The following is a 14,738-nucleotide window of genomic DNA, read 5'->3' on the forward strand; positions in this document are numbered from 1 at the left end:
CAAAAATGAACAATATTACATGGTCCTTTATGAGTAAAACACCAGTTACAGACGAAGAAATCCAAAAGGCAGAACAATATTTTAATATTAAATTACCCAACGATTTTGTTGCGTGCGTGAAGAAATATGACGGGGGATACCCTAACCCAAAAGTATTTGATGTACCAGGACAAGATGAAAATGTATTCAGTGACCTCTTAACTCTTCATATAGAAGATAAATATTCGATTGTCCAAAACTATGAAGGTATAAAAGATAGATTAGTTGATAAAGTATACCCTTTTGCTAGAGACCCGTTTGGTAACCTTCTATGCTTTGATTACCGAAATAACCCCGAAGCCCCAACCGTTGTATTTTGGGATCATGAGGAAGAAGAGATGGAAGAAGCAATTTACCCTGTTTGTTCATCTTTTACAGAATTGCTAGATAGCTTACGCGATTTTGAAGACGACGAATAAAACAAAAAAAGAAGAACGCCTTGTAGTGAGAATAAACGTTCTTCTTTTTATTGATTTATGTAATTATTCATCAAAAACGTAATATTTAAGCGCGAGGATTGATATTAATGGCAGTAGGATTTAAAGTAGATATATTTTTCTATGAAACAGGACACCCTGATTTTTTACATAGCTTTTTTTCAACCATGTCTTATCATACAGAGTCTGAAGGTTGGGGCACTAAGTACCCACTATTAATGAAGAATTTATATTTCGACAAGTTACGTTGGGAGGACACAGAAGAAGCACTTCAAAATGTAGAAGAGATAAGAAAAATTTTAAGTGAATTACCTCCTACAGAAGTTATCTGGGATATTGAGCACATGGAAAAACAGCCACCTTGGGGAAATAAAATTCCTAATAAAACAACTAGTTTAGCCAATTATCACGCTACTCCAACAGGTACAACTTTTTTAGATTTACTAAGCAACGCTTTAAACACTGCAAAAAGAAACAAAATTGATATAACAATTTCAAATCTAGGAAAATAAATCCTGCTAGATATCTTATGGTTTCATTTGAGTTTTCATCACTTTACGCTTCGAGGCTGAATAAAAACATTTAAGTCACACTCATATGATTTGTGGCTTTTATTATGTAATAATTTATAGATTTTCGTAGACATTTCACCCCCTTTATTTTTAAAAATGTTGTCTAACGATAGAAATGCCCCTACGCTACCTATCCTCCCCAAAGGACAAATTTCATTAAAAGTAATACATGAATAACAAAAAAGATATCTCCAAATGGTCATTTTAAAGACCTTCTGGGATACCCTCTTTTTTCGTATATATAAAATAAAGTTATTTATTTTCCTCTTTTTGAACATATACATAAGCATCTTTCTGCTCTTTATGTATATCAACCTTCGAATTCTCTGCAAGTTGACCCGCGTTTAGCAAAGAAAAAATAATGAGCGCTTCTAGTGACATTTTGTTTTACCACTCCTTTCTAATTGTTATACGTTTATCATACCGCTTACATGTGATTTCCGTATGAACTCGAAAAGGAGATTAAAACAAAAAAGCTTTGAGGAATTTCCTCAAAGCTTTTTATTTATTAGTAACGAATTAAGAAATATTTCTTTTTACCGCGGCGAATGATTGTGAATTTACCTTCGATGCGATCGTTTTCTGTTACAACGTAGTCTAATGCTTGTGTACGCTCACCGTTTACGTAGATTGCGCCGTTCGTTACATCTTCACGTGCTTGACGTTTTGATGGAGAGATTTTGCTTTCTACAAGTAAGTCGATTAATACTGTATCTTCTGCAGTACGTTCTACAGATGGTACGTCTTTGAATCCTTGTTCGATTTCGCTTGCAGTTAGTTCTGCTACAGAACCGCTGAATAATGCAGCTGAAATTTTAATCGCTTGCTCTAATGCTTCTTCACCATGAACAAGTTTTGTCATTTCTGCACCTAATGCTTTTTGTGCTGCACGTTTTTCTGGCGCTTCAGCTACTTGCTTCTCAAGCTCAAGAATTTCTTCATGAGATAAGAATGTGAAGTATTTTAAGTATTTAACAACGTCGCGGTCATCTGTGTTAATCCAGAATTGGTAGAACTCGTAAGGAGTTGTTTTCTCTGGGTCTAACCAAATTGCGCCGCCTTCTGTTTTACCAAACTTCGTACCGTCAGATTTAGTAACAAGTGGAATTGTTAAACCGAATGCTTTCGCATCTTCTTCTGATTTACGGATTAATTCAAGACCAGCTGTAATGTTACCCCATTGGTCACTACCACCGATTTGCAGACGGCAATTATGTTGTTGGTATAAGTTTAAGAAGTCGTATGATTGTAAAATCATGTAACTGAACTCAGTGAATGAAATACCAGTTTCTAAACGAGATGCTACCGTATCTTTTGCTAACATATAGTTTAAACCGAAGTTTTTACCAATATCGCGTAAGAATGAAATTACATCTAAGCTACCAAGCCAGTCGTAGTTGTTAGCCATCGTTGCTGGGTTGTCCACGTTTTCAAACTCTAAGAAGTTTGAAAGTTGGTTTTTAATGCTTTCTGTGTAGTAAGCAACTGTATCTTTCGTATTTAATGTACGCTCTGCTTTTTTACCACTTGGATCACCGATCATACCAGTACCACCGCCAACAAGTGCGATTGGTTGGTGACCAGCTAATTGGAAACGACGTAACATTAATACTGGTAACATATGACCAATGTGTAAGCTATCCGCTGTCGGGTCGAAACCACAGTATAATTTAACGCTTTCTTTTTCTAATAATTGCTCAAGGCCCTCAGCATCTGTTTGCTGATTAATTAGACCGCGAAATTCAAGATCTTGTAAAATACCCATATCCTACATACTCTCCTTTAAGTTCATTACTGGCGTGAAGGTTGAAAACATAAAAAAATCGCCCCTTCAAATAAGGGACGATTTTGATTATCGCGTTACCACCCTAGTTGCAGGCAAAAAAGCCTACCACCTTATTTACATAACGGCTTAGCACCGTCTTTTCCCTTTTGAATAAAATTCAATCGAAAAAAGATGCTCTAGGGGCGTAATTCGCGATCATCTATGTGCTGATTTTCACCGGCCATCAGCTCTCTAAAACAGGGAAATGATCACTACTTCTCCCTTTCCACGCTCAATTATTCATATACTTTTCTTTATACCATCATTTATATAGGCATGTCAAATAGAGGTCAGGTTTCCCTTCTTGTCAATCCTTTACAACGTCGCAAGAAGTAATTTATTAGACATATAAAAGCCTCCCTCATCTATTCTTTTATAACTGTATACAGACGAGGAAGGCACTTCGTTCAAATATTATTTTAGTTTTTTTATAATCTTTGCAGGATTCCCGCCAACTACTACATTATTAGGCACATCTTTCGTTACGACAGCACCAGATGCGATTACCGCATTGTCTCCAATTGATACACCGGGATTAATAATTGCTCTTCCGCCAATCCATACGTTATCGCCAATTGTAACTGGTTTTCCGTATTCTGATCCGCTTATACGCTCTACCGGATCAAGTGGGTGCGTTGCTGTATAAATGTGAACACCTGGAGCTAACATACAGTTCACTCCGATTGTTACCGGGCATACGTCTAAAATGGTACAGTCAAAGTTCGCGTAAAAATTTTCACCGACATGAATGTTATAGCCGTAATCACACCTAAAAGAAGATTCAAGATGAATATTATCTCCTGTCGTTCCGAATAATTCTTTTACGATTTCGCTACGCTCTTTTAATTGCTCTTCTGGCGTATCATTTAATTTTCTCGTTAATATACGTGCTTGCTCTCTTTCTTGTACTAAAACTGGATCAGCCGGTATGTACATTTCTCCTAGTATCATCTTTTCCTTTTCTGTTTTCATCATACTATCCCCTTTAACTTATATATACAAGTTAATGATATCATAAAAAAGAAAGGCCTGAACATTTTTCGTTCAGACCTTTCTCTCTTAATCTTCCATCGTTGATAAGTCACCTGTTGGTAAATTCAGCTCCCACGCTTTTAATACGCGGCGCATAATTTTACCACTTCTCGTTTTCGGTAATTTATCTCTAAATTCAATTTGTCGTGGCGCTGCATGAGCTGCTAGGCCTTTCTTTACAAATTGACGAATTTCTTCTTTTAATTCATCAGATGGTTCGTATCCTGCTCGAAGTGCGATAAATGCTTTAATAATTTCGCCGCGCACCGGATCAGGAATACCAATTACACCAGCTTCTGCAACAGCAGCATGCTCGATTAATTTACTTTCTACTTCAAACGGACCAACGCGCTCACCTGACGTCATAATTACATCGTCGATACGTCCTTGGAACCAGAAGTATCCATCTTCATCCATATAGGCAGAGTCACCTGATACGTACCAATCTCCCGGCATGAAATAAGATTCATATTTTTGCTGGTTATTCCAGATCCCGCGCATCATAGATGGCCAACCTTTCGCAATTGCTAAGTTACCCATTGTGTAAGGAGGCACTTCATTTCCTTCATTATCAACAATCGCTGCTTTCACACCTGGAATTGGTTTACCCATTGAACCTGGACGGATTTCCATACAAGGGTAGTTACAAATTACTTGTCCACCTGTTTCTGTCATCCACCACGTATCATGAATACGAAGTCCAAATGCATTCATACCCCAGCGAATTACTTCTGGATTTAACGGCTCACCAACGCTTAATACGTGACGAACTTGTGATAAGTCATATTTTTTAATTGCGTCTTGTCCAGCTCCCATTAACATACGGAATGCTGTTGGTGCGCTGTACCAAACCGTCACACCGTAATCTTGCAGTGCTTCATACCAAGCTTCTGGACTAAAGCGTCCACCTAAAATAACATTTGACGCTCCAACTAACCACGGTGCGAAAATACCGTAAGCTGTTCCAGTTACCCAGCCCGGGTCAGCAGTACACCAATATACATCGTCTTCTTTTAAATCTAATACCCACTTCGCCGTTTGATAGTGCTGAACCATTGCGTTTTGCGCATGAAGCACACCTTTTGGCTTACCAGTAGAGCCAGACGTGTAATGTAGAATCAAACCGTCTTCACGGCCTAACCATTCAATATGTAATTCTTTTGAAGCTTGTTCAAATAACGGATTGAACGCTACCGTTTTACCGCCTTCTTCTACATTATCTCCAACAAGGAAAACTGTTTTTAAAGCCGGTAAATCATTTAATGGTACGCGCTCTAACAATTCAGGCGTTGTAATTAACACCTTTGCTTCGCTATCTTCTAAGCGATCGCGAACTGCGCCTTCCATAAATGCTTCAAATAGCGGTCCAACAATTGCTCCTAATTTCACTGCACCTAAAAGTGCGAAATATAACTCTGGAGAACGTGGCATAAAAATAAAAACGCGATCGCCTTTTTCTACATCGCCATAATTCTTAAGGACGTTTCCTGCCTTATTAGAAAAATCCTTCATTTCCTTAAATGTATATTTCTCTTTTCGCGATCCATCTTGATAATAAAGAGCTACTTTATTCTTTCGATCGGATTTCGCATGCTTATCAATTGCCTCATACGCCATATTTACTCGGCCTGTTTCATTCCAAGTAAAGTTTTTATTAACCTCTTCCCAGTTAAAATTCGCGTATGCCTCATCATAATTCGGCAAATTATTTTCTCCTTTAATGACAGGAAGCGTTTCTACTTTCATACTTTACATCCCCCTCCTATGTATTCTATTATCTATTATAATGACATTATTTAAAATTTTCAGTATATTTGTTGATTTTTAGACAAATTTTTAATGACAAATTTCGATTCACATCGCATATATTATAAAGTACGATATTAATAGATTCACAAACCCTCAAGGTGGTGAGCAATACATTGATTCATAAAAAAATATATAATGCTAGAAACTTAAAAACAGCGAAAGGCACTTTAATTATTGAAGGTCCTGTCTCTACACATAACTTAGAAATGTATGAGTTTCATCCAGACTTAATTGCGTTTCGTCCTGCCGAGCAACAATATAAAGCAATTGTCGAAATTTCTAAATTACCAGAAGCTCGTCTCATTATTGCTAGACATGACCAAACAATTGTTGGATATGTTACATACTTGTATCCTGATCCACTTGAACGATGGTCAGAAGGAAAAATGGAAAACTTAATTGAGCTTGGGGCAATTGAAGTAGTCCCAGCCTTCCGCGGGAGTTCTGTCGGAAAGAACTTACTAGAGGTTTCTATGATGGACGATTATATGGAAGATTACATTATATTGACGACTGAATATTATTGGCACTGGGATTTGAAACAAACAGGATTGAATGTGTGGGAATACCGAAAAGTAATGGAGAAGATGATGAATGCTGGCGGGTTACAATGGATGGCTACAGACGATCCTGAAATTTGTTCACATCCTGCCAACTGTTTAATGGTCCGCATCGGTAAACGCGTTGATACGGATTCTATTCAAGCTTTTGATCGTCTACGTTTTCACAATCGTTTTATGTATTAATAAAGGGGGCAACTGGAATGATTGTAGAAGAAATTATGAATCAAAATGTAGTTACATTACATCCAAACGATACAATCGAAACAGCAATCCGAACGATACGCACGAAAGGCATTCGGCACATTCCAATTGTCGATCAAAATAATCACGTCGTAGGCATTATTTCTGATCGGGATGTAAGAGATGCAAGTCCGTCTATTCTAGATGAACAAGTTTCACTCGATATGCTACAGCAACCTCTCGAACTTATTATGAAACATCCTGTTATGACTTGCCATCCTCTCGATTTCGTTGAGGAAATTGCTACTTTATTTTTTGAAAATAAAATTGGCTGTCTTCCTGTTACAAAGGCCGGGAAGTTAGTTGGAATCATTTCTGAATCTACAGTATTACACACGTTAGTAAAATTAACAGGAGCACATCAACCAAGTTCGCAAATTGAAATTCAAGTAAAAAACGAACCTGGTATTCTTGGAAAAGTCGTTGCTATTTTTAGTGATTTACAAATAAATATCGTGAGTGTTCTCGTCTACCCAGCAAAAGACGAGAATGATAAAGTACTCGTTTTCCGCATTCAAACGATGAATCCTCTAAAAGTGATTGATGCACTTGAAGCAGAAGGCTACCGCGTATTATGGCCAAACATCATGGGGATGCAAGCATGAGTAGCGCGTTTATTTATTCGGATGACTTTCGGGGCTATTCATTTAGCCCTGATCATCCTTTTAACCAACTGCGCGTCACACTTACGTATGATTTATTACAAAAGGGCGGTTTCATCTCTCCCTCTCAAATCATCTCACCACGGATGGCTACAGATGAAGAGATCGCCTACGTTCATACAGAGGAGTACATAAATGCGGTAAAACGTGCTGGAGAAGGAAAGTTAGAAAAATCAATTGCGATGACATATGGACTCGGAACAGAAGATACACCGATGTTCCCAAATATGCACGAAGCAAGCGCATTGCTCGTTGGTGGTACGTTAACAGCTGTCGATGCTGTTCTTTCCGGAAAAGTAAAACACGCACTTAATTTGGGCGGCGGCTTACATCACGGCTTTCGCGGCAAAGCATCTGGCTTTTGTATTTATAACGACAGTTCTATCGCAATGAAATATATTCAAAAGAAATACGGTTTACGCGTCTTATATATTGATACAGATGCTCATCACGGTGATGGCGTACAATGGTCGTTTTATGATGACCCTAACGTATGCACAATTTCATTACATGAAACTGGTCGCTATTTATTTCCTGGAACTGGCGCTGTAAATGAACGCGGACAAGGGAATGGCTATAGTTATTCTTTTAACGTTCCACTCGATGCTTTTACAGAAGATGAATCGTTCTTAGAATCATATCGAACTGTTGTAAAAGAAGTTGCAGCGTACTTTAAACCGGATATTATTTTAACGCAAAATGGTGCTGACGCACATTATTATGACCCACTTACACATCTTTGTGCGACAATGAATATTTACCGCGAAATACCGAAGCTCGCTCGTGAAATTGCTAATGAATATTGCGACGGTCGCTGGATCGCTGTCGGTGGCGGTGGCTATGATCACTGGCGCGTCGTTCCAAGAGCTTGGGCACTCATTTGGCTCGAAATGAACAACATCCAAAACATCTCAGGTTATCTCCCTCCAGAATGGATTGAAGCTTGGAAAGGACAAGCAGAAACAGAACTTCCCCTCACATGGGAAGATCCAGACAACATGTATAAACCTATCCCCCGTAAACCAGAAATTGAAGAAAAAAACGCATTAACTGTAGCGAAATCCCTTGAAATTATTCGGAATAATATGACAAAATCTTTGTACTAAACGAAAAGGAGGCTCGTTTTTGAATAGCCTCCTTTTATTTAAAGCTCGCTATTATTGTCGATTCCTGTCGGCAAGTCGATATATTTTAATAATCGCTGATATATTTCAAGTTGCGCCGATATATTTGGAAAATCGCTGATATATTTCGAGATGCGCCGATATATTCTAATAATCGCTGATATATTTCGAGATGCGCCGATATATTCTAATAATCGCTGATATATTTTTATGTACTAATGGATTTTATGAGGAAAGGTCGTGATATTATGTGGATACAACAAATGATCCACACGAAACGTGGCACATTTGAGCTTTTTACTAAAGGCAGTGGCGAATCTCTTTGTATTACACATCACTATTCACAATTTAATGAAACTGGTGATTACTTTGCGGATGTTTTTACTGCTACGCATCGTGTATTGCTCATTAATTTACGAGACGCTGGTAACTCGGTAAAAGCCAATTCAGACAAAGAATTAAGTATGATTGAAACGATTCACGATTTAGAAGCTATACGAGAAGCTTTACAACTTCCAACATGGCATTTCGCTGGCCATTCAACAGGTGGTATGCTTGGACTTTTATATGCAATTACATATCCACATTCCTTACAATCATTAGTCGTAGCAGGAGCTGCAGCAAGTAACTACACCGAAACACCCTTTTGCATTTATCACCCAGCACATCCACAGTTTCATTATATGCAAAAACTCATCGAAAACTTAAAAAACCCTCACCTTACAGATGAAGAACGGAAAGAACTATCTACTAAGAGAACAAAATTATCATTGTATAAACCAGAAAACTACAACTCTTATTTTTGTAAACCAATCAATAAAACAATGTCCGTTAACCGGATGAATGCTTTCGCCAATGAATATCCTTCATTTGATTTAAGAGAGAATTTACCTTCCATCCAAACAAAGCCCCTCATTACATGTGGAAGACATGATGTACAGTGCCCAATTCAGTATTCTATCGAGATACATGATGGAATACGTAATTCTATCTTCATTCCATTCGAAAATAGCAACCATTATCCTTTTTTAGAAGAAGCTGCTCAGTTTACTTCTACTACTCAAACATTTTATAAATCGTTAGTACCATTATTATTAAGAAAACCTAAACACTGACAAAAAGCTCATAGCCTCTATACGACTATGAGCTTTTTTCAAAAGAAATATTTCACACTAAAAACAACTAAAAAAACAAAAGAAATAACCACTAAACCCACATCAAGTAATACCGACTTTTTATCTCTATCTTTTAAACTTACCTTAGAGCTAGAAATGCTTTTAATTACCCAAAAGATCGCAAAAAAGAACCAACCGAAATGATCATTCGTAGAATCTTCATCATAAAACATTTGTATTGCACCAATAATCAATAAGATAAGTACGATATTAGTTCCAATCTTTAAATTCTTATTTGATTTATTATCTTTTAATATATCCCCCAACATATAGCTCGCTCCCTATGCTCTCCTCTGTTTTGTTTCTCTTTACATTTTAATACAAATTACCTATTTCTTCCTTTTTATTCGAATAACATACAAAAAACCTGCCAATTACTCGGCAGGTTCCCTACACATTAAAACGATAGCCAGCTCCCCATACTGTTTCAATATATTGCGGATGAGCAGGATCTCTTTCAATTTTTTCACGTAGCTTTCTAATGTGGACGACAACAGTGGCTAAATCACCAGCGGAATCTAATCCCCAAATGCGTTCAAATAACTGTTCTTTATTTAATACTTGGTTTGGATGTGTTACAAAGAATGTTAATAAATCAAATTCCTTCGTTGTAAATGCCACTTCTTCATTGTTTATAAAAACTTTTCTCGCTCGTTGATCGATAGAAATTCCGTGAATATATAACGTATCACGTTGCTTACTTACATTTCCTAATAATCTTTCATAACGGGCAATATGCGCTTTTACTCTTGCGACTAATTCACTCGGGCTAAACGGTTTCGTTATATAATCATCCGCTCCTAATCCGAGTCCGCGAATTTTATCTATATCTTCTTTTTTTGCTGAAACAAGTAGAATCGGAATATCTTTTACAGCACGTATTTGTTTACAAATTTCGAATCCGTTCATTTTCGGAAGCATAATATCTAAAATAATTAAATCATAGTCTTCTTGCAGAGCTGTTTGTAAACCTATTTCTCCTGAATGCTCTACATCAACTTGGAAATCATTAATTTCTAAATAATCTCGCTGTAATTCTGCAATACTTACTTCATCTTCTATTAGTAAAATTCTTTTCAATTTACTCACCACATTCCTCTACTTTTTCCAATGAGAAGAAAATGCTTGTGCCTTTACCAAGCTCGCTTTCCGCCCAAATTTTCCCGCCATGTTCTTCAACAATTTGCTTCGCTATTGCTAAACCAAGTCCACTTCCACCTGTGCTAGAATTCCGCGATTGTTCTGCACGATAAAAACGTTCAAAGATATAAGGTAGCGTATCAGATTCTATACCTGATCCATTGTCCATCACTTTCACAATAACTTTATTATTATCACTCGATACTGTTACAGTAATTTTCTTCTCTTCTTTATCCATGTATTTCACACTATTATGAATTAAATTTGATATAACTCTATTGATCTTTTCGCAATCAGCCGTTACATATAATGGTGATGCATGTAATTGTAAGTTAACTTCTATACCTTCTTTACTTAAATCCATTTGCATCTCTTCGATTAACTCTTGCATAAACGTATTCAATTCAACCGTTTCAAACTGAAAGGGAACTCGATTCAAATCGAGCTTTGAGAATAAAAATAATTCATCAATAAGTGTATCCATATGTCTTGCTTTCGTATGGATAGTTGTTAAATACTTATCCATTTTTTCTGGCGTATTTGCTACCCCGTCCTTTATTCCTTCTACATATCCGATAATTGATGTAATCGGTGTTTTTAAGTCATGAGAGATGTTTGAAATAAGCTCTTTTCTATTTTCTTCATACTGTGTTTGCATCTCTATCGATTCTTTTAATCTCTTCCTCATCTCCTCAAATCCTTGATTTAATTGCCCTATTTCATCGTGTGATGTAACTGGTATTTGAAAATCTAAATTTCCTTCTTTAATTTTCTCCGTTGCGCCTTTCAATACAAAAATTGGTTTTATTACACTTCTTGAAACGAGGTAACTTAATAATCCAATGAGTAAAATGGCTAGTAGTAAGAGAGATACAAATAAGATTGGAAATAATTTTTGTGTAAGATCTACAAATGAACTTTGCTTTTTTAATACAAATATACTTCCCTCTTCTTCCTGAGGAAAATAAAAATCAAACTTTACATATCGATAAAATGTATCGCCTAGTTCCGTTGTACCACGACTATTAATATTTGCTGATTCAAATTTCGGAAGGGCTTCTTTTAAAGATACACTTTCAAATACGTTTGAAGCATATGAAAGTGTTTCTCCTTTTCTTACTACTATTTTCACACCCTCTTTTTCTATTGCTGAGACAAACGACTCATCTAACAATTGAGATTGATGCTGTTTAGCTGCTGACTTCAACTCAAGATAGGCATTCTCTTCTTCTGGTGTAAGCGGCTTTTGAATGTAAGAACTTTTATAGAAATTTTTCACTGCTTCCAAGTCACCTGTTATCGAAAAAACGATTAAAAATCCCGCGACTAATATAAGCGTAATAGAAACGAGGATAACAGCAATATAAGAAAATAAAAACCTTGTTTTAATAGACATATCTTAAATCCTCACTTTATCAAACCTTATTATTTATAAGCATAAAAATATATGTTCAATTACTCAAGCGATTTTATAGTAATTTTAGCGCCAGTTTATAAAAATTTAATGTTCCTATTTTACAGTTGAAATTAGGAGGTTGAAATTCCATGTTCAAAAAAACATTCAGTATGATATGTTGCGTAATTTTTTTACAAGGATGCTCGCAAGAACAAGAAGTAAAAAAGGAGATGACAAACATGGAGACTGCACTACTAGCAGCTACTGAAAAAAATGAAACGAATACTGTTATATCTTTACTAAAAAAAGGCGCAAATATAAATGCGACGGATAGTCAAGGACGCACTCCGCTTATGATTGCTACATACAAAAATGATGTAAAAACCGCAAAAGCGCTTATCGAAGCTGGTGCTGACGTAAATATCCAAGATGACATGAAAAACAATCCCTTTCTATACGCCGGTGCGGAAGGTTACTTAGACATTTTAAAGCTAACAATTGATGCTGGTGCAGATCCTACGATTACAAATCGTTACGGCGGAACAGCTCTTATCCCAGCCTCAGAACATGGCTATATTGACGTTATAAAAGAACTCCTCACTCGAACAAATATTGATGTAAATCATGTAAATAACCTGGGATGGACAGCTTTAATGGAAGCCATCGTACTAAGTAACGGAAACGAAACACAGCAACAAGTCATTCGCCTTCTTATTGAGCACGGTGCAGATGTAAATATTCCAGACAATGATGGTGTTACCCCGTTAGAGCATGCTCGCGCTCATCACTTTGAAGAGATAGAGAAGATTTTGTTAGAAGGCCGTAAGTAAAAAGCTAATTTTTGCCTTCCTCCCCCACCCTATGCTACATTTAAGCCGTTACATTAATATTAATAGGGTGGGAATAAAATGAACAAACCTAAAATTGGGATGATTGGACTTGGAAGTATTGCGCAAAAGGCCTATCTTCCAACACTTACAAAAGAAACTGATTGGAATTTTGTAGGGGCGTTTACACCTAACGCAGAGAAAAGAAAACAAGTTTGCCAGCAATACCGAATTCAAGACTTTCATTCTATTGAAATGTTAGCTTCGGAATGCGATGCAATCTTCGTTCATAGTTCAACTGCATCGCATTATGAAATCGTTTCTGAACTTCTAAAAAAAGGGATCGACGTTTATGTTGATAAACCGCTAGCAGCTACAGTGGAACAAGCTGAGCAACTAGTCGAGTTAAGCGAGAAGTATAACCGAAAATTAATGGTCGGATTTAATCGCAGATTCGTTCCTATGTATGTTGCTGCCAAAGAACAGGCTAATGATATTTCATGGATTCGAATTGAAAAGCATCGCACAAATAAAGTCGGGCCATATACGTACGACTTTACTATGTTAGATGATTATTTACACATTGTAGATACTGCTCGCTGGTTAGCTAATGATGACCTTAACGTCGTTCACAATATGATGCAAATCAATGAAAAGAATGAACTTCTTTACGGACATCATACATATACAACTCCAAGTGGACTGTTACTTTCTACTGCAATGCATCGCCATGCCGGTACAAATTTAGAACAAATTGAACTTGTAACGCCAGGGAAAATCATTCGCGTAAGAAATATGAATACATTTGAAATTGAACAGGAAAACTCAGTTTCACAAAGTGGTTCCCCCTCATGGGATACGACGTTAAAACAGCGTGGTTTTGAAGATGCTGTTCATCATTTTATTGAGTGTGTACAAGGCGATACAAAGCCTGTTGTAGATGGATTAGAAGGATTAAAAACGCAGCAAATGCTACAATCTTTACTAGATAATGTAAACAAAAATTAAAACGGATACATTTTTCAGAATTTACTTTCATTCCCATTCCCTCTTTATTTCTCTCGTAAATTTCTATAGAATATGTTGATAGGAATTATAAATTTCATAATGAATCGTGGAAAGGATGGGATTAACACATGTGGAACGAGTTTAAAAAATTCGCTTTCAAAGGGAATGTCGTTGATTTAGCTGTCGGGGTTGTAATCGGTGCTGCATTCGGTAAAATCGTTAGTTCTTTAGTAAAAGATATCATCACACCATTACTTGGTATGGTATTAGGTGGCGTTGACTTTACAAGTTTACACTTTGGATACGGTAAATCTGCTGTTATGTATGGTAACTTCATCCAAACAATTTTTGACTTCTTAATTATCGCAGCTTCTATCTTTATGTTTGTTAAAGTTTTCAACAAACTAACATCTAAAAAAGAAGAAGAAAAAGAGGAAGAAATTCCAGAGCCAACAAAAGAAGAAGAACTTCTTGGCGAAATTCGTGATTTACTAAAACAGCAAAACTCTTCTAAAGATAGAGCATAATTGAACGGATAAAAAGGCATGTCCCCTTGGGACATGCCTTTTCTATATGCTATAACGTTTCCGAATTCATATGAATAAATAAAATAATACCAGCAACCATAAGTACCATAATGCTACCTGCAAATAGTGTAATACCAATAAACATTAAACTTGTGCTCATATCTACTGATACACTTTCAATAAAAATAGAAATTACATACGTGATAAGGGCAATTCCTGCAAGAATACTTCCTGGAACAAATCGCTTTAAACCATTTTGTTTTAACGTCATATATGCAAAAATAGCAGTCATACAAAGCGTAATTATCCAAAGAACGATCATCTCTTTTCCCCCCTCACAAGCCTTTTCTTTCTATTATACA

Annotated in this window: 17 protein-coding genes and 1 other annotated feature; of the genes, 9 read left to right on the top strand and 8 right to left on the bottom strand. The window is 36.6% G+C overall.

Annotation, left to right across the window (positions count from 1 at the left end; genetic code table 11):
• Window positions 1-5 precede the first annotated feature (5 nt).
• Window positions 6-458, top strand: coding sequence for an SMI1/KNR4 family protein (locus NST90_RS22045; RefSeq protein ID WP_001060036.1), 453 nt, complete (start codon window positions 6-8; stop codon window positions 456-458).
• 107 nt (window positions 459-565) lie between these two features.
• Complete coding sequence (locus NST90_RS22050; protein WP_000268163.1) at window positions 566-988, top strand: immunity 70 family protein; 423 nt, start codon at window positions 566-568, stop codon at window positions 986-988.
• Window positions 989-1,300: 312 nt separating this feature from the next.
• On the opposite strand, the gene NST90_RS22055 is transcribed toward NST90_RS22050, so the two are convergent.
• The 4 genes from NST90_RS22055 to acsA all read right to left on the bottom strand — a co-directional run bounded on the left by NST90_RS22055 (window position 1,301) and on the right by acsA (window position 5,651).
• Window positions 1,301-1,429 (bottom strand): hypothetical protein, encoded by a 129-nt coding sequence (locus tag NST90_RS22055; RefSeq protein WP_000050940.1) that lies wholly within the window; start codon window positions 1,427-1,429, stop codon window positions 1,301-1,303.
• A gap of 127 nt (window positions 1,430-1,556) precedes the next feature.
• Window positions 1,557-2,813, bottom strand: coding sequence for a tyrosine--tRNA ligase (tyrS, locus tag NST90_RS22060; RefSeq protein ID WP_000512086.1), 1,257 nt, complete (start codon window positions 2,811-2,813; stop codon window positions 1,557-1,559).
• A 70-nt stretch (window positions 2,814-2,883) separates the two neighbouring features.
• Window positions 2,884-3,111, bottom strand: a binding site (T-box leader).
• A gap of 176 nt (window positions 3,112-3,287) precedes the next feature.
• Window positions 3,288-3,848, bottom strand: a complete 561-nt coding sequence (locus tag NST90_RS22065; protein WP_002024890.1) for a maltose acetyltransferase domain-containing protein — start codon at window positions 3,846-3,848, stop codon at window positions 3,288-3,290.
• A gap of 84 nt (window positions 3,849-3,932) precedes the next feature.
• Window positions 3,933-5,651, bottom strand: coding sequence for an acetate--CoA ligase (gene acsA / locus NST90_RS22070; RefSeq protein ID WP_000862049.1), 1,719 nt, complete (start codon window positions 5,649-5,651; stop codon window positions 3,933-3,935).
• A gap of 176 nt (window positions 5,652-5,827) precedes the next feature.
• Here acsA and acuA point away from each other — a divergent pair, with 176 nt between their 5' ends.
• From acuA to NST90_RS22090, 4 genes are all read left to right on the top strand, one after another.
• A complete protein-coding gene (gene acuA / locus NST90_RS22075; RefSeq protein ID WP_000581388.1) occupies window positions 5,828-6,460 on the top strand; it encodes an acetoin utilization protein acetyltransferase AcuA in 633 nt (210 codons plus the stop codon).
• 17 nt (window positions 6,461-6,477) lie between these two features.
• Complete coding sequence (locus tag NST90_RS22080; protein ID WP_000634583.1) at window positions 6,478-7,122, top strand: acetoin utilization AcuB family protein; 645 nt, start codon at window positions 6,478-6,480, stop codon at window positions 7,120-7,122.
• Window positions 7,119-8,285 (top strand): acetoin utilization protein AcuC, encoded by a 1,167-nt coding sequence (gene acuC / locus NST90_RS22085; protein ID WP_000092823.1) that lies wholly within the window; start codon window positions 7,119-7,121, stop codon window positions 8,283-8,285. Before NST90_RS22080 ends, acuC begins: the two co-directional genes overlap by 4 nt.
• 245 nt (window positions 8,286-8,530) lie before the next feature.
• Window positions 8,531-9,418 carry an alpha/beta hydrolase gene (locus tag NST90_RS22090; protein ID WP_153601154.1) on the top strand — a complete coding sequence of 296 codons (888 nt, stop codon included), beginning with the start codon at window positions 8,531-8,533 and terminating at the stop codon, window positions 9,416-9,418.
• 38 nt (window positions 9,419-9,456) lie between these two features.
• On the opposite strand, the gene NST90_RS22095 is transcribed toward NST90_RS22090, so the two are convergent.
• The 3 genes from NST90_RS22095 to NST90_RS22105 all read right to left on the bottom strand — a co-directional run bounded on the left by NST90_RS22095 (window position 9,457) and on the right by NST90_RS22105 (window position 12,014).
• Window positions 9,457-9,747 carry a hypothetical protein gene (locus NST90_RS22095; protein ID WP_076875960.1) on the bottom strand — a complete coding sequence of 97 codons (291 nt, stop codon included), beginning with the start codon at window positions 9,745-9,747 and terminating at the stop codon, window positions 9,457-9,459.
• A gap of 121 nt (window positions 9,748-9,868) precedes the next feature.
• Entirely contained in the window at window positions 9,869-10,558 is a 690-nt protein-coding gene (locus tag NST90_RS22100) for a response regulator transcription factor (RefSeq protein WP_001986686.1), read from the bottom strand.
• Window position 10,559: 1 nt separating this feature from the next.
• Window positions 10,560-12,014: a HAMP domain-containing sensor histidine kinase gene (locus NST90_RS22105; RefSeq protein WP_044307643.1), complete on the bottom strand. Its 1,455-nt coding sequence runs from the start codon at window positions 12,012-12,014 to the stop codon at window positions 10,560-10,562.
• 149 nt (window positions 12,015-12,163) lie between these two features.
• Between NST90_RS22105 and NST90_RS22110 the strand changes: the two genes are divergently transcribed.
• The 3 genes from NST90_RS22110 to mscL all read left to right on the top strand — a co-directional run bounded on the left by NST90_RS22110 (window position 12,164) and on the right by mscL (window position 14,376).
• Window positions 12,164-12,844 carry an ankyrin repeat domain-containing protein gene (locus NST90_RS22110; protein WP_000475114.1) on the top strand — a complete coding sequence of 227 codons (681 nt, stop codon included), beginning with the start codon at window positions 12,164-12,166 and terminating at the stop codon, window positions 12,842-12,844.
• A 78-nt stretch (window positions 12,845-12,922) separates the two neighbouring features.
• Window positions 12,923-13,849 carry a Gfo/Idh/MocA family oxidoreductase gene (locus NST90_RS22115; protein WP_046393027.1) on the top strand — a complete coding sequence of 309 codons (927 nt, stop codon included), beginning with the start codon at window positions 12,923-12,925 and terminating at the stop codon, window positions 13,847-13,849.
• Window positions 13,850-13,977: 128 nt separating this feature from the next.
• The gene (gene mscL, locus NST90_RS22120) at window positions 13,978-14,376 is read left to right on the top strand and encodes a large conductance mechanosensitive channel protein MscL (RefSeq protein WP_000267011.1); all 399 of its coding nucleotides are present in this window, start codon (window positions 13,978-13,980) and stop codon (window positions 14,374-14,376) included.
• Between the two features lie 49 nt (window positions 14,377-14,425).
• Here the strand turns inward: mscL and NST90_RS22125 are convergent, their stop codons facing one another.
• Window positions 14,426-14,698, bottom strand: a complete 273-nt coding sequence (locus NST90_RS22125) for a DUF3917 domain-containing protein (RefSeq protein ID WP_000636589.1) — start codon at window positions 14,696-14,698, stop codon at window positions 14,426-14,428.
• Window positions 14,699-14,738 lie beyond the last annotated feature (40 nt).

It is taken from the genome of Bacillus sp. FSL E2-8900, assembly GCF_037966225.1.
Taxonomy (GTDB): domain Bacteria; phylum Bacillota; class Bacilli; order Bacillales; family Bacillaceae_G; genus Bacillus_A; species Bacillus_A cereus.

Excerpts from the sequence above, each read along its gene's own strand:
- NST90_RS22045 (WP_001060036.1), top strand. The coding sequence starts at position 6 with ATGAACAATATTACATGGTCCTTTATGAGTAAAACACCAGTTACAGAC.
- NST90_RS22050 (WP_000268163.1), top strand. The coding sequence starts at position 566 with ATGGCAGTAGGATTTAAAGTAGATATATTTTTCTATGAAACAGGACAC.
- NST90_RS22055 (WP_000050940.1), bottom strand. The coding sequence starts at position 1,429 with ATGTCACTAGAAGCGCTCATTATTTTTTCTTTGCTAAACGCGGGTCAA.
- tyrS (WP_000512086.1), bottom strand. The coding sequence starts at position 2,813 with ATGGGTATTTTACAAGATCTTGAATTTCGCGGTCTAATTAATCAGCAA.
- NST90_RS22065 (WP_002024890.1), bottom strand. The coding sequence starts at position 3,848 with ATGATGAAAACAGAAAAGGAAAAGATGATACTAGGAGAAATGTACATA.
- acsA (WP_000862049.1), bottom strand. The coding sequence starts at position 5,651 with ATGAAAGTAGAAACGCTTCCTGTCATTAAAGGAGAAAATAATTTGCCG.
- NST90_RS22080 (WP_000634583.1), top strand. The coding sequence starts at position 6,478 with ATGATTGTAGAAGAAATTATGAATCAAAATGTAGTTACATTACATCCA.
- acuC (WP_000092823.1), top strand. The coding sequence starts at position 7,119 with ATGAGTAGCGCGTTTATTTATTCGGATGACTTTCGGGGCTATTCATTT.
- NST90_RS22090 (WP_153601154.1), top strand. The coding sequence starts at position 8,531 with ATGAGGAAAGGTCGTGATATTATGTGGATACAACAAATGATCCACACG.
- NST90_RS22095 (WP_076875960.1), bottom strand. The coding sequence starts at position 9,747 with ATGTTGGGGGATATATTAAAAGATAATAAATCAAATAAGAATTTAAAG.
- NST90_RS22105 (WP_044307643.1), bottom strand. The coding sequence starts at position 12,014 with ATGTCTATTAAAACAAGGTTTTTATTTTCTTATATTGCTGTTATCCTC.
- NST90_RS22110 (WP_000475114.1), top strand. The coding sequence starts at position 12,164 with ATGTTCAAAAAAACATTCAGTATGATATGTTGCGTAATTTTTTTACAA.
- NST90_RS22115 (WP_046393027.1), top strand. The coding sequence starts at position 12,923 with ATGAACAAACCTAAAATTGGGATGATTGGACTTGGAAGTATTGCGCAA.
- mscL (WP_000267011.1), top strand. The coding sequence starts at position 13,978 with ATGTGGAACGAGTTTAAAAAATTCGCTTTCAAAGGGAATGTCGTTGAT.
- NST90_RS22125 (WP_000636589.1), bottom strand. The coding sequence starts at position 14,698 with ATGATCGTTCTTTGGATAATTACGCTTTGTATGACTGCTATTTTTGCA.